The 14,530-nt window shown below is 70.7% G+C and carries 9 protein-coding genes; 1 reads left to right on the top strand and 8 read right to left on the bottom strand.

The genetic code is table 11. The features are described 5' to 3' along the window. From REH65_RS16825 to REH65_RS16795, 7 genes are all read right to left on the bottom strand, one after another. A complete protein-coding gene (locus REH65_RS16825) occupies positions 1–1,398 on the bottom strand; it encodes an arabinosyltransferase C-terminal domain-containing protein (protein ID WP_406688263.1) in 1,398 nt (465 codons plus the stop codon). 11 nt (positions 1,399–1,409) lie between these two features. Beyond that, positions 1,410–3,083, bottom strand: coding sequence for an arabinosyltransferase domain-containing protein (locus tag REH65_RS16820; RefSeq protein ID WP_406688262.1), 1,674 nt, complete (start codon positions 3,081–3,083; stop codon positions 1,410–1,412). 105 nt (positions 3,084–3,188) lie between these two features. Further along, positions 3,189–6,383: an arabinosyltransferase domain-containing protein gene (locus REH65_RS16815; RefSeq protein ID WP_406688261.1), complete on the bottom strand. Its 3,195-nt coding sequence runs from the start codon at positions 6,381–6,383 to the stop codon at positions 3,189–3,191. Between the two features lie 112 nt (positions 6,384–6,495). After that, positions 6,496–7,320 (bottom strand): class I SAM-dependent methyltransferase, encoded by an 825-nt coding sequence (locus REH65_RS16810; protein ID WP_406688260.1) that lies wholly within the window; start codon positions 7,318–7,320, stop codon positions 6,496–6,498. 425 nt (positions 7,321–7,745) lie between these two features. After that, the gene (locus tag REH65_RS16805) at positions 7,746–8,507 is read right to left on the bottom strand and encodes a decaprenylphospho-beta-D-erythro-pentofuranosid-2-ulose 2-reductase (protein WP_093423073.1); all 762 of its coding nucleotides are present in this window, start codon (positions 8,505–8,507) and stop codon (positions 7,746–7,748) included. Beyond that, positions 8,504–9,856: an FAD-binding oxidoreductase gene (locus REH65_RS16800; RefSeq protein ID WP_281458372.1), complete on the bottom strand. Its 1,353-nt coding sequence runs from the start codon at positions 9,854–9,856 to the stop codon at positions 8,504–8,506. The genes REH65_RS16805 and REH65_RS16800 overlap by 4 nt, the downstream gene beginning before the upstream one ends. 8 nt (positions 9,857–9,864) lie before the next feature. Beyond that, complete coding sequence (locus REH65_RS16795) at positions 9,865–10,176, bottom strand: hypothetical protein (RefSeq protein WP_281458326.1); 312 nt, start codon at positions 10,174–10,176, stop codon at positions 9,865–9,867. A gap of 181 nt (positions 10,177–10,357) precedes the next feature. Between REH65_RS16795 and REH65_RS16790 the strand changes: the two genes are divergently transcribed. After that, positions 10,358–10,783, top strand: coding sequence for a GtrA family protein (locus tag REH65_RS16790; RefSeq protein ID WP_406688259.1), 426 nt, complete (start codon positions 10,358–10,360; stop codon positions 10,781–10,783). 415 nt (positions 10,784–11,198) lie between these two features. On the opposite strand, the gene REH65_RS16785 is transcribed toward REH65_RS16790, so the two are convergent. After that, positions 11,199–14,498 carry an arabinosyltransferase domain-containing protein gene (locus REH65_RS16785; protein ID WP_406688258.1) on the bottom strand — a complete coding sequence of 1,100 codons (3,300 nt, stop codon included), beginning with the start codon at positions 14,496–14,498 and terminating at the stop codon, positions 11,199–11,201. Positions 14,499–14,530: the final 32 nt, after the last annotated feature.

Genomic DNA, 14,530 nt, shown 5'->3' with positions numbered 1-14,530 from the left:
TCACTCCCCTCGCCAACCCCACCGCGGCTCGTCAACGCGTTGGACGTCGAATCGGTTGCCCGGGTAGGGGTATTCCACCTCGAACAGGTGTCCCCACTCGGAGTAATCGGGTGTTTTCTCTTCTCCGTTGAGCCTTGTCGGGATCTCTTTTTGGACACCGACGTCGCGGACCCCGGCGAACGCCCCGCCGATGCCGCGCTCGAAGGCGGCGGTCCCGCCGAAGCCCATCGAGTTCGGCGGCGTCACCAGGTACGCGGGCGGTTCGACCAGGCCGTCCTGGACCTTCGGCAGGTCCCGCAGGCACGGCGCGTTCCAGGTCATGGACCAGTCGACGTAGGTCGGGGCCTTTCCGCGCATGTACTCGGGCAGCGGGATGACCTGCCGGATCCGGGGGCCGCTGACCGCGACCCAACCGGCCGGGTCGGTGGTGCCGTCGAGTGCGGTGATGCGGACCCGGTCGGCGCCGGGCGGGATCTGCGCGGGGGAGAGGTGCAGGTCGCGCCAGCCGGGGTGGTCCTGCGGCTCGTCCTCGATGACGTGATCGGTCGGGTAGGTCTCGCGCTCGTCGGCGTCGCGCCAGGTGTCGTCGAGGATGACTTCGCGGGTGCCGCCGGGGCCGGAGAACTCCAGGGCGACGCGGTTGCCGTCGCCACTGCGCCCGGCGACGCCGACGGCCAGCTCCTGGTCCTCGGCGAGCGCGGGCAGCGGGAACCAGCCGGTGGTGACGGTGCCGGTGTTGATCTGCCCGCCGGTCAGGCTGCCCCACACCGGGGCGCCTTCGGGCGGGGTGAACCCCGGTGCGAACCCGGTGCCCTCGGTGAACCCGGCCATCTCGGCGCCGTCGCCGCCGCGCAGCGGGGCGAGGTCCGGGGTGACGACGATCTTGTCGGCGATGCCGCAGCTGCCGCCGCGCACCGCGTCGAGGCCCTGGCCGCCGATCGAGTAGGCGTCGTGGCCCTGCCGGATCGGTGCCACCGCGAACGAGCCGAGCACGATCGTCACCGCCACCCCCATCGCCGTGACGCAGACCAGTGCGGGCGTGCGGATCAACGCCTGGCGCATCCGGTCGTCCCGTCGCCGGACCAGCGCGGATCCGGCCATCAGCAGCCCGGCGATCAGCAGCCAGCACAACGGGTTGTTCAGCGGCCGGACCGGGCCTTCGCCCCAGGGCACCCCGTACTGGGAGTGCAGGAACCAGTTGTTCTTGCCGGAGAAGACCAGCGCCGCGGTGCCCCCGGCGAGCGCGGTGGTCACCAGCGCGGCGACGAGCACCACCCGGTCCCGGCTCGCGGCGGCCGCGGTGATCCCGATCACCACCGCCCCAGCGGCCAGCGTAGCGGCTCCCACTCCTGCGAGCGCGCCGAAGTAGTGCGTCCACTTCGACGGCGTCAAGGTCATCACACCCACGCTCACCAGCAAGGAAGCAGCCGGCACGTGCACCAACCACAACCCGTCACCCCGGTCACCCGTTCGAACACCCCGGCTTTCGTCGGGGGAGAACTGCGGTGCCCGACCCGGGCGCGGAGGAGGACGACGAGCGTGTAGGCGGCGAGGAGGAGGGTGAGCAGGACCGCTGCTCTGCGGGCGATGTCGCCTTGCAGGTCGAAGCCGAGGAGGTACTGGTAGCGGGTGATCTCCTGGAACCAGGGGACGTTCGGGCCGTAGTAGCCGTGCAGGTCGGTGGCCTTGGCGGTGGTGAACACCGATTGGTCGGCGAACATCGCGACCAGGCCGACCGAGGCGATGCCCGCCATCACCGCGAGGACCGCCGGGCCCGCCATCCGCCAGAGGCGCGGGGCCAGGACCAGGAACGGGGCCACGGCGGTGAGGCCCATCGGGTTGATCGCGATCGACAGGCCCGCGCACAGGGCCGCCACGCCGAGCCAGAGCCGCCGCTCGGTGCGGGCGGCCTGCAGAACAGCGGCGAGGACGGCCGTGAGGCCGAGCGCCTCGAACGCCTCCGGGCGGACGCCCATGCCGAACGGCAGCCACCAGCCCAGGAACGCGATCACGGCCACCGCGCGGACCAGCGGATGGCGGTGCCTGCCGGGCAGGGCCGCGCCGAGCACGCCGCGGCTGAGGATCAGCCAGGTCAGCAGCGCCGCGAGGATGCTGGGAACGCGCATGGCCAGCGGGTTCTGGTTCCACTCGGCGACCGGCAGCAGCAGCTGCTGGACCAGCGTGAACGGTGCCTCGGAGGCGTTCTCCCAGCGGTAGTAGTTGCCGATGTCGCCGGTGTTGAGCCCGTTCTGCACGGTCACCGAGGCGAACGAGTCGTCCGGCGAGTTCGGCCCCAGCAGCCACCACCCGGCGAGCACGGCCAGCACCACCAGGTCGAAGCCGTAGCCGATCAACCGGTGCAGCGGGCGCTGGACCGGGCGCTCGACGTCGCGGCGCCGTCGGCGGTCCAGCACCGCCAGGACCGCGAACCCGGCCGCCGCCAGCAGCAGCTGAACGCCGATGAGCAGCAGCTTCCCCTGCGTCGGGGACGTCGCGAACCAGTTCGCGGTGACCACGTCGACCCGCGTCCCGTCCGCCTCGGCGGGGGAGAGGTCGGTGGCGAAGGCGACGATGTCGCGGACCCCGGCGGGCACCGAGGCCGTCCGGTCGCCGATGCGGACCGTCGAACCGGACGGGCCGCCGTCGACGGCCACGTCGCAAGCCCCCGCGATCGGGGCGCTCGCGATGGGAGCGCGCAGCGCCTCGACCCCGGCGACCAAGACGATCACGTGGTCCTGCGCGGTGGTGACCGCGAAACCCTCGGTGGGCTGGCCGGGCGGCCGCGAGGACACCAGCGTCGTCGGCGCACCCCGGTCCTGACCTGCGCGAACCGCCTCGCACGGAACCCGGACGTGGACCTGGTCCGGGTGGTACGGGACGACGAACGCGAGCGTGGACTCCGGCTGCTGACCGGCCTGCGGCCACGTGACGGTGACCCGCTCGCCGATCACCGGCGCGAACGGCACGACCAGCGCGGCCAGCACCGCGAGGACGCCGACGAGCAGACCCGCGACGTGCGCGAATCGGCGGCGCGGTGCGAGTGCTGCGGGTGCGGGCGGTGAGGCGTCCGCGGTTCGCTCCATCCCGTCCAGCACCGTTCCCCCAGCTCAGCGACGTTCAGCGGGTGGGCCTGATTCCGGCCCCGGGAAGGTCAGTTTCAGGCATCCCGCCGTCTCCCGCATGCACGATCACCCCTGATCGAACGGGTAGTCACCGTCCCCATCGGCGCCGCTGACGCGTTCCCGCCGGCGAGTCGTGGTGTAGGCGTCGTGCTCGCGGTCGTAGCGGACCGCGAGCAGGTGACCCCAGCTGTAGCCCGGCGCCCCGCGCAGCCGGGTGGGCAGCTCCATCCGCTGCGAGACCATCGGCACCCCGGCGAACACGCCGCCGAGCTCGGCGTCGTAGGCCATCGAGTACTCGCCCTCCGGCGGCGTGATCAGCATCCGCGGGGTCGCCGCGACACCGTGCCCGACCTGCGGGTAGTCGCTGCGGCAGGGGAACACGAAGCTCATCGGCCAGTCGGTGAGCACCGGTCCCTGCGCGTCCAGCGCCTGCCGCAGCCCCACCACGTCGCGCACCACCGGGCCGCTGATGCTCAGCCAGCCCTGCCGGTCGGTGCTGCGGTCGGTGGCCAGCACGCGAACCCGGTCGGCCCCGGCCGGGATGTCGCCGGGCTCGACGGTCAGCGAGCGCCAGGCGGTGAAGTCGCGCCAGTCGTCCTCGCGGCCGTGCCGGGGGTCCTTGAACGGCAGGTCGGTCGGCGGCGGGTCGCGCAGCACCTCGCGCCCCAGCGGGCGCTGCCCGGCGGCGAACTCCAGCGTCAGGGTGTTGCCCTGCTCCGGGCGGCCCGACACCCACAGCGACAGGGTCTGCTCGGCGCCGACCTCCGGGAGCCCGAACCACGGGGTGATCAGCGATCCGGTGTTCTGCGGCCCGCCGGTCCGGCTGGTCCAGGCGAAGTCGCTGGCGCTGCGGGCGGTGGGCTCGTCGCCGCGCGGGTCGTCCGGATCGGCCGGTTCCGGCCGCTGCAGCGGGCCGCCGCGATCTTCCAGCCGCAGGTCCGGTTCCTGCGGCGGGGCTCCGCCGGCGGTGAACCCGTCCAGCTCGCCGGTGGCGCCGGGGTCGAGGGGGCGGAGGGATTCGGCGACCGGCAGCGCCTGCACCTCGTCCTCCAGGCCGCAGCTGGTGGCCTCGTGGCTGAGCCGGTTCATCCGGGCCACCGAGAACCGGTCGCCCATCGTCTCCGGCACCGACAGGAACGATCCCAGCAGCACCAGGGCCATCGCCAGCGACGAACCCGCCAGCACCGACGCCGGTGCGACCGTCCACATCAGACCGCCCAGCGGCCGCGACCGCAGCCGCATCCGGATCAGCAGCGCGACCAGCGTGAGCAGGCCGGTCACGAGCCCGACGAGCATCCAGAGCACCGGGCTGTCCAGCGGCACGTCCGGCCGCACCGGGGTGTCCGACCACGGCATCGCCAGGTTCGACTGCCACGGCCACGCGTTCGGGCCCATGAACGCCAGCCCCGCCGCGACCGAGGCCGCGATCGTCCCGAACACGCCCAGCAGCCGCGCCTCCCGCTGCGCGTCGGGGAGCTTGCCGACGCGCACCAGCAGCACCGCGGTCACCGCCACCAGCGCCGGGCCGACGCCGATCAGCGCGCCGAAGTGGTGCGTCCACTTCGACGGGGTCAGCCACAGCGCCGCCAGCACCGAGGCGACCGAACCCAGCAGCAGCGGCAGCTCCGGCATGTCGACCGACCGGTGCAGCCGCCGCATCGCGCAGGCCGCGCTGATCAGCACCGCCGTGATCACCAGGAACACCACCAGCCGCTTGCTCGCGGTGCCCCACATGGTGGTGCCCAGCAGCTTCGCGTAGCGGTCGATCTCCTGGTACCAGCCCAGGCTCGGCCCGAACTCGTCGTGCACCCGGGTCGCGCCCAGCACGCCGTTGAGCGACGAGTCGGCGAACATCGCCACCAGCCCGACCGACCCCAGGCTCGCCAGCAGCGCGACCCGCGTCGGCACCAGCACCCAGCGCGGCAGGGCCCCCGGCCGCATCAGCAGCGCGGCGATGCGCGGGGCGAAGACCAGCACCATCAGCAGCGCGCTCACCCCGGTCGGCGTGATCGACACCGTCAACCCGCAGGCCAGCGCGGCCACGCCCAGCCAGCCGAACGGCGCGGAGCTGCGCGAGGCCAGCAGCAGCGACGCCACCAGGATCGAGGTGCCCAGCGCCAGGAACGGCTCCGGGCGGATGCCCAGGCCGTACGGCAGCCAGCAGGCCAGGAAGAGCACGGCCGAGACCAGGTGCACCGGCAGCCTGCGGCTGTTCCGGCAGAGCGGGGCGACGATGCCGCGGCTGACCAGCAGCCAGGTCAGGAACCCCGCGATCGCGCTGGGCGTCCGCAGCCAGAACGGGTCCAGCCCGTCCGCCGACCACCAGCGCATGAAGTGCTGCACCAGCGTGAACGGGGCCTCGGAGGCGTTGAACCAGCGGTAGTAGTTGCCGATGTCGCCGGACTCGGCGTAGTTGCGGACCGTCATCATCGCGAAGCCGTCGTCGTCGGTGAGCGGGCCGACGAACAGCCACGTCCAGATCACCGCCGCCACCCCGGCGTCCACCGGCCACAGCAGCGGGCGCACCCGGAACCGGCCCAGCACCGGCGGGGTGTGGGCGAACAGCAGCAGCAACGAGCACACCGCCAGCAGCAGCGACGCCTCGATCAGGCTCCGCTTGGTCTCGGTGGGCGCGGTGTCGGCCCACGAGTATGTGCGCGCGGTGACCGAGAACCCGCGCAGCTGCTCGCCTTCCAGCGCCGTGGCGAGGGTGAACACCTCCGGCGCCGGCACGCCCGGCAGGGCGATCGGCGCGCGCCCGGCCGGTTCGACGACCGAGTTCATCCCGTCGCCGCGCACCGTCAGCCCGCACGTCCCGGCGGGCAGCCGGACCTCGCGCTCGCCCAGCAGCAGCCGCGGCTTCCCGTCCTGAGTGGACAGAGTCAGGCCCTCGCGGTCGCTGCCCGGCGGCAGCGTGCTCAGCACCGTCGTCGGCTCCGGCCGGGCTTGGGCGGCGCGCATCGTCGCGCACGGCACCGTCGCGCGGAACTCCGCCGGTCGGTAGGGCGTGAGGAACGCCGTCGTCGTGGGGTTCTCGCCGGTCCCGGCCTGCTTTTGCACATCAGCCGGCCAGTGCACCTCGGTGCGGTCCAGCAGCACCGGCGCCAGCGGCAGGGCGAGCGCGCAGCACAGGCCCGCGATCCCCAGGCAGAGCGCGACGACGTGCGCCAGCCACCGGCCCAGGCGCGAACGCCGAGGCCCCTCGTCGTGGTGCGGCTCGGCTGCCGGTTCGGCGGCGGCGGTGTCCGTCAGGTACTTCACGCTGGGGGTCTCCCGGGATGCCGGTGGAAGAACTGCGTTGAGTCTCTTGCAGTTTCACGAGTCCCGCCCCCGGCCGGGTTGTCCGACACGCCGGAAGGCGTCCGACGAGACGTCAGTGGGACTTGCGCGCGACCGCCATGAGATGAGGGCTCGCGCCCAGCAGCTCCGGCACCGACTCGACGCGGCGGATCGCCTTGAGCACCGCGTCCCGGTGCCCCGGGTCGGCGAGCCTGCGGGTGTCGGTCGCCCACGCCGCCGCGCTCTCCACCGCCACCAGCTCGATCGCCCGGAAGCCCGCGTCGGCGACCTCGTCGCGCAGGTCGGAGGGCCGGTGGAAGTAGGTCAGGGTGAACCAGCGCGGGTGCTCGCCCGGGTCGGTGTTGCGGTGCAGGCCGTCGTCCAGCACGCCCTCCACCAGCTCCTGGAAGTCCTCGTCGCCGATGTCGCCCACCGCCACCCCGTCGAACGTCGAGGCGTACCGCGACACCGCGGCCGCCAGCAGCACCCCGCCCGGCTTGAGCACCCGGTGCGCCTCGCGCAGCGCCCGCAACCGGTCGGCGCGCTCCAGCAGGTGGTACAGCGGGCCGAGCAGCAGCACCGCGTCGGCGGTGCTGTCCTCGAAGGACAGGTCGCGGGCGTCGCCGACCGCGCAGCTCGCCAGCGGCGCCGCCGGTTGGGCCGCCGAGGCCTCCGCGGCGGCCGCCACGTGCGGCTCCCACGCGTCGACCAGGTGCACCGCGTAGCCGTCGCGGGCCAGCGGCAGGGCGTAGGCGCCCTCCGCGCCGCCGATGTCGTAGACGACACCCGGCGCGGGCGGCAGGTGCCTGCCCAGCAGGTCCGCGGTGCGCAGCGCTTCCAGATATCCCCAGGTGCTCAGGCGATCCCGTTCCGGACCGAGCCGGTAGTACTCGGCGATGGCCGTCTCGAAGTCGTCCACGAGGGATGAGGCTACTGCCGGTGTCCAGTCGCCCACGTGCGGTACCGGTGAACGCGCCGGAGATGGGCCGAACGGGCGAAAAACGCGGTGTTCCCGGACTGCTCGCGAAACCTGGCAACGGGGGCGCGCGTCTCACGGACGTTCCGTGGGTCCCCCGGAACTTGAGGGCAGGCGGAGGACCCACGGACGCGGATGCCTGGGGAACCCCACTTCTCCGGGCATCCGCGCTTCCTGACGGAAGCCTGGCAGGCGTCGCGAGCCCGCACAATGACAGATCGCTGCGCAGGGCCGAAACGTTGCCCGCCGATGACAACAACTTATCCCAAAGCGGGAACGCGGCGGTGGCGGTCGGGGAGGGGAGAACGGGCCGAAGACGAGAACGGGGCCGCCGGGAAGCACCCGACGGCCCCGCTGAGCTCACCCGATCAGAACGGCAGCTTCTTGAAGATGAAACGCGGGACGTGCTTGAGCACGAACATCACCCAGCGCATCTGGCCGGGCGCGTAGACCTCTTCCTTGCCCTTGCGGACGCCGTCGATGATCGCCGCGGCGACCTGGTCCGGGGTCTGCGACATGGGCGGCGGCTTCATGCCCGCGGTCAGCTTCGTGTGCACGAAGTTCGGGCGGATCACGGTGACCTTCACACCGTGCTCCTCCAGCGCGTAGGTCAGCCCGGTGTAGAAGATGTCCAGGCCGCCCTTCGACGAGCCGTAGACGAAGTTCGAGCGGCGAGCGCGCTCACCGGCCGGGGAGGCCATCACCGCGATGCTGCCGTGGCCCTGCTTCTTGAGCTTGTTGGCCAGCAGCACTCCGAGGCCCACCGGGGCCACGTAGTTGATGTCGGCGACCGCGCGGGCGGCCTCGAAGTCCGTCCAGCCCTTCTCGTTGTCGCCCTGGATGCCGAAGGCGATCAGGGTGACGTCGACGTCGCCGTCGGCGAAGGCCTTGTCGATGACCTCGGCGTGCGTCTCCGGCTTGCGGGCGTCGAAGTGCAGGATCGACACCGTGCTGCCGGTCTTGCGCAGCTCCTCGGCCGCGGCGTTGAGGCGCTCCGACTCCTCGGGGCGGTCGGCCAGCACGATCCGCAGCGGCTGCGCCTGCGCGTACTGCTTCGCGGTGGTCAGCGCGATGTCCGAGGTGCCGCCCAGCACCAGCAGCGATTGGGGGTTGCCAACAGCGTCGATCACAGCTCAAGCCTCCGGCTCATGTCTGAGGCGAATTTGCCTTCGGGGTCAATGGTCTTGCGGATCTTGGAGAACTCCTCCGCCCGCGGGTACATCTTGTGGAAGTTCTCGGCCGTCGTGCGCGAGTCCTTCGCCGTGTACAGCCGGCCGCCGAGGCCCATGATGTCCTCGTCCAGCTCCTGGCAGAAGCGGCCCAGACCGTCCACGATCGGGAAGTCCAGGCACACCAGCCAGCCGGGGTGCGGGTAGGACAGCGGGGCGCGGTTGCCCTCGCCCATCTTCTTGATGACGTTCAGGAACGACACGTGGCCGGAGTTCGCGACCTTGCGGATGATCCGCTTCAGGTCCTCGTCCTTGCCGTACGGCAGCGAGAACTGGTACTGCAGGAAGCCCTGCGAACCGTACGCGCGGCTCCACTCGCCGATCAGGTCCAGCGGGTGGTAGAAGGCCGTCAGGTTCTGGATCAGGTCCCGGCCGCGCTTCGGCGTCTTCATGTAGTACAGCTCACCGATCGTGCCGAACGTGAGCTTGTTCGCCAGCCGCGGCGGGAAGATGTCCGGCAGCGTCAGCAGCTGCGGCGCGTCGAACTTCAGCGGGTCGGCCCGCAGCTTCGGCGGCAGCTGGTCCAGCGTCGCCAGCGAACCGCGGCCGAACGCGCCCCGGCCCAGCTTCGGGCCCGTCGACATCGAGTCGAACCACGCCGACGAGTACGTGTACTTGTCGTCCGAACCGTCGTTGAACAGCTCGATCGTCTCGTCGAGGTTCGCCGTCCGGTCGGCGTCGGCGATGAAGTACGCCGTCTCCGTCCGGGTCATCCGGATCGACGCCCGCAGGATGATGCCGGTCAGGCCGATGCCGGCCACCGTCGCCCAGAACAGGTCGGCGTCCGGGCCGTTCGGCGTGATCGTGCGGATCTCGCCGTCCGCGGTCAGCAGATCCATCGCCACCACGTGGTTGCCGAAGCTGCCCGCCGAGTGGTGGTTCTTGCCGTGGATGTCGTTGGCGATCGCGCCACCCACCGTGACCTGCCGAGTACCCGGCAGAACCGGGACCCACAGGCCGTACGGCAGCGCGGCCTTCATCAGCTCTTCCAGGCTCACGCCCGCGTCGACGTCGACGATGGCGGTGTCCGGGTTGATGTCGTGAACGCGGTTCAGCGCGGTCATGTCGACGACCACGCCACCGGCGTTCTGCGCGACGTCGCCGTAGCTGCGGCCCAAGCCGCGGGCGATGACGCCCCGCTCGTCGGCGGTGCGCACCGCCTCGGCGATGGCGTCGACGTCGGTCGTGCTGAGCACGCGCGCCCGGGACGGCGCGGTTCGTGCCCAACCGGTCAGCGTGCGGTACTCCATTGCTGCGGTCACAGGCCCAGCCTTCGCGAAAGGTCGAGTTGATTCATCTGCACGTGTGCGACGTGCTCGAACTTGGTGATCTCCAGGAGGCCGTCAGGCGATTCCAGCCGGCCGACGGTCGTCCAGGACAGCTCCGAGGGTGCACTCCCGAGCGTGCGGACGCGGACCTCACCGTCCGCTACGAGCAGACCCGGCGACCGGAGCGGACCGCCGAAGCCTCCCTGCCAGTGGTGGTCGGCGGACGCACCGACAACGGCCCTGGTCGGCGCCGTGCGCGCCCGGCCTCTCGGTGTCAGCGAGTCGTCCTTTACCGATCCCACCCAGCCGAGTCTATCCGCGCATCGGGTTGTTCTACCGCCGGGTACGAGCGGTCCCCGGCGATGCGCGAAGCGTCATCGCTACACTCGCGAGGGACGTGTCTACCGCTGTCCGGGCAACCTGGACGCGGACGGTCCTGGGCGTCCGGTCCTGCCGTCGTTGCTTGAAGGTGAACCTGTGACAGTGGCCGAAACCGCAACCGAACCCAAGAAGCTGGGGGTTCTAGCCCAGCTGACCCGCTTCATCGTCATCGGCGGTGGGTGCGCGGTCATCGACTTCGGGACCTACTCGCTGTTGCTGGGCGTGCTCGGGTGGCCGGTGTGGTTGTCGAAGTCGATCTCGTTCATCCTCGGGACCACGGCGTCCTACATCATCAACCGGAAGTTCACCTTCCAGGGCGCCGGCCAGGGCAACACCACCGCGAAGGCCGGGGCCTTCGCCGTGCTCTACACCACGACGTTCTTCGTGAACATGGGCTCCAACCAGGTGCTGTGCGTGCTGTTCAACGCGCAGGAGGCCTGGCAGTTCACCCTCTTCTGGGTCATCGCCCAGGGGCTCGGGACGATGATCAACTTCATCATGCTGAAGCTTCTGATCTTCCGGGATTGAGGGTTTTTCAGTTTTCGGGGCGCTCGGCCGGGACGGCCGGGCGCCCCTTTTTTGGGGGGTGGGGTGGGGAAGTTTTCATGAAAACTGCGCCACCTCTTGGGGTTCTTCGGGGGCGCTTCGCGGGGTCCTTCTGCGGGGCTGCGGAGTGGCAATTTCGCCAGAAATTGGCTTCGTTTCGTGTTCTTCTTGCGTTGTGGGGGTTGCCAATTTCAGGCGAAATTTCCACTGCCTTTCGAAACGTACCCGTAGTGGGTCGCCTCTACTGAAGCCTGGGTCGCCTTGGTCGCGTTCGTTTCGAAACGTATTCGTAGTGGGTTGCTTCTACTGAAGCTTGGGTCGCTTCGGTCGCGGTTGTCGCTAAACGTAGACGCGCCCACCAAGCCAAAGGACCTGGTGAGCGCGCCTGGCGTTTCCCTTACTGGTCTGACTCCTCCGGGGCTTCGAAGCCCTTGACGTCGTTCCTGTCGTCGGAGCTGGGGACGTCGCCCGGGAGTTGCAGGGTCTTCGGGAGGGGGCCCGGGGACCACCTGCCCCAGTGGGTTTCCGTGTGGACGTCCATCGCCGTCTGGGCCGGGACCGCGTCCTGGTCGTACGGGTCGACCGCGTAGAGGGAGCCCCAGTCCCGGTGGATGTTGTTCTTCATGTAGGTCGGGAGCTCGCGCATGCTCGTGGCGACGTTGAGCCAGCCGAACGGGCCGCCCGCGTCCGGCGAGGACCAGCCCTGGCCGATGTCCCGCACCTCCGCGCCCGCGGCGACCCGGAACTTCGGGATCTCCGCGACGCCGTGGTGCACGCCCGGGAGCTGCAAGCACGGGTGGACCAGGGCCGCCGTCCACTCCACGAACGTGGGCTGGTCACCGACGAAGTCGGTCATGTTCACCAGCTGCGGGGCTCGTGGTGCGCTGACCGCGACCCAGCCGTTCGGGCCGAGGGCGTTGTCGACCGCGACCACGCGCATCTTGGTGGCGCCTTCGGACTTGCCGCCCAGGGTGTAGCGGAAGTCCCGCCAGCTCGGGGCGCCCTGCTGCACCACGTACTTGCGCTCGGTGATGAGGAAGCCGTTGGGCGTGTCGTGGCCGAACTCCAGCGCCACCGAGTTCGCGCCCAGCTCCGAGCCCGCGAGCGACAGGACCACCGGCACCTCGCCCTTCTGGGCGCGCTCCGGCAGGTCGTACCACTGGGTGCGCAGCTCACCGGTGCCCACGCCCGCGGTGTCGTAGCTGCCCCAGACCGGGGCGTTGTCGTTGCCGAACTGGTGCGGCGGCTTCCAGTTGGGTTCCTGCGGGTCCGTGCCGTCGCCCGGGGGCAGGCCCGGCCGGTTGAAGCCCTGCAGCTTGGCCTTCATGTACTGCTGGGCGTCTTCCTTGTCCTGCAGGCGCTTCGGCGGGACCCCGATGTTCTCGTCCTCCGACGGGGCCGCCACCGAGGGCTGGTCACCCGACACGCGCAGCATCCCCGACTGGGGATTGGTCTCCACGTAGATGTAGTCCGAGAGGCCGCAGCTGCTTCCCACGACCTGCTTGATGTTGTCCGCGCCGAGGCTGTAGCTGCCCCACTGCTTCTGGATCACCTTGCCGAAGTTCGCCAGCTCGAACAGCACCAGCAGGGCGCAGATGATCGACAGCGGGGCCGTGCCCATCCGCAGGGCCCGGCTGCGGCCCTCCTCGCGGTTGAACCGCTCGTCGACGACCTTCGGGTTGTGCTCGTCGATGCGCAGGTGCTCGATGAACGCCACGACCATGGCGATGAACGCGATGATCAGCAGCACCGTGCTCAAGTGCCTGCCCAGGAACTGCGGCGGCATGTTGTACCAGGGCACGCCCCAGCCCGAGACGTACCACCAGGCGTTCGGGCCGGTGGCGGCGAAGGCCAGGATCACCATCAGGCCCGCGAAGAACACGGCCCGGTTGCGCTTCGACCGCAGCACCGTGCTGCTCGTGGCCAGCGCCGTCAGCGCCGCCAGCGCACCGCCCGTGGCGGCGAAGATGCCGAAGTGGTGCGACCACTTGGTGGGGGTCAGCACCAGCACGGCGAACGACATGGCGCTGATCGCCAGCAGACGGCGGCTCGGGCCCAGCGCCGCACCCCGGATCCGGCCGCGGCGCAGCAGCACCACCGCGCACGTCGCCAGGCACAGGATCACCAGCAGCACCGGGAAGCGCCGCGTCATCGACCCGTCCGCCGTGGGGCTGAACAGCAGGTTGTAGCGGCTCAGCTCCTCGTACCAGCTCTGGCTCGGACCGATGTCAGTGCGCAGCTCGGTCGCGTCCATCACCGACTGCCACGTCTGGTCGGCGAACACCAACGTCAGGATCACGAACCCGGACGAGGCGATCGGCGCCAGCACCGGCAGCCAGCCGAACTCCATCGCCCGCTTGCGGACGAGCCGGAACAGCGGCTTGAGCGCCGCCACGAACGGCAGCACCGACACCATGCCGTGCGGGTTCGCGCCCACCGACAGCGCCGCCACGACCAGGCCCAGCGCGGCCGGCATCAACCGGTCCGTGGCCACCGCGCGCTCCACCGCGCACAGCGCCAGCAGCGAGAACAGCACCACGACCGGCTCGGGGCGCAGACCGTTGTCGTAGGGCAGCCAGAACGCCAGGAACACCGCGGCCGCGGCCCAGCCGGCGGCGTTGGAGCGCCGCACCTGCTGGCCGAGCCTCGGCAGCACCTCGCGGGAGATCAGCAGCCAGCTGATGATGCCCATCAGCAGCGCGGGCAGCCGCACCCACGGCGTCGCCGTGGAGACCTGCACCCACAGCGAGTAGACCTCGTAGAACCAGCCGAACGGCGCCTCCGGGACACCGAACCAGCGGTAGTAGTTGCTGATGTAGCCGAAGCTCTCGCGCGTCCGCGCGATGTTCAGGATGTAGCCGTCGTCCGAGGTCATCGCACCGATGACCCACCACACCAGCAGCGAACCGATCACCGCGATGTCCCGGAACGTCGGCTTCCACCAGCCGACCGCCAGCCACTTCGGAGGACGGCGGCCCGCGCGCACGTCCAGGCGCCGCAGGCACACCACCGAGCCGATGAACGCCAGCACCGCCAGCGCCATCGCCGCCAGCTTCAGCGGCGTCGCCTGGCTCTCGTAGCGGGTGTCCACCCGCGCCTCGAACGACAGACCGTTCACGTCGTCGCGCTGGTCGTCGATGCTGGAGTAGATGCCCGTCAGCTGCGGACGCTGGTCACCGCGCATGTTCGCGATCGACCGGTCGCCGACGCTGGCGGTGCTGCCGTAGCCGTCCGAGTGCAGCGAGATCGAGCAGTCGCCCGCCGGGATCGGGGCCGTGCCCACCTGCTGGCCCTTGGTCAGCAGCGTCAGCTGGCCGTTGTCGACCTGCAGCGTCAGGCCCGTCAGCGCGCCGTAGTCCGACGACGGCGGGTTGGTGCTCAGCAGCACGCCCGGGCCCGTCGTGCGGGCGTCGAGGCTGCGCGCCGAGGTGCACGGCACCTCCGCCTTCAGCCACAGCGGCGAGTAGCCCACCAGCGGGGCCGACACCGACTTCGTCCCCTCCGACGTCGGCCACTTCAAGGTGGTGATGTCGTGGTTGACGGGGAGGAACGGAACCGCCAGCGCGAGGACCGTGCCCAGCAGGCCCAGAACGGAGGCGAAGAGCTTCAACCGCTTGGCCGACGGTCGAGCGCGGTCGGTCCCGTTGTCTGCCGAAGGGTCGTCCGTTCGGCGGCTGTCATCCTGGCCACTGAGCACGAAGGGAGAATAGTAGTTGCTGGTCCGAGCGC

Source organism: Saccharopolyspora sp. ID03-671 (genome assembly GCF_045278815.1).
Taxonomy (GTDB): Bacteria; Actinomycetota; Actinomycetes; order Mycobacteriales; family Pseudonocardiaceae; genus Saccharopolyspora; species Saccharopolyspora ipomoeae.
Note: the sequence above shows the minus strand (reverse complement) of the source record. Positions and strands in the feature narration are given on the sequence as shown.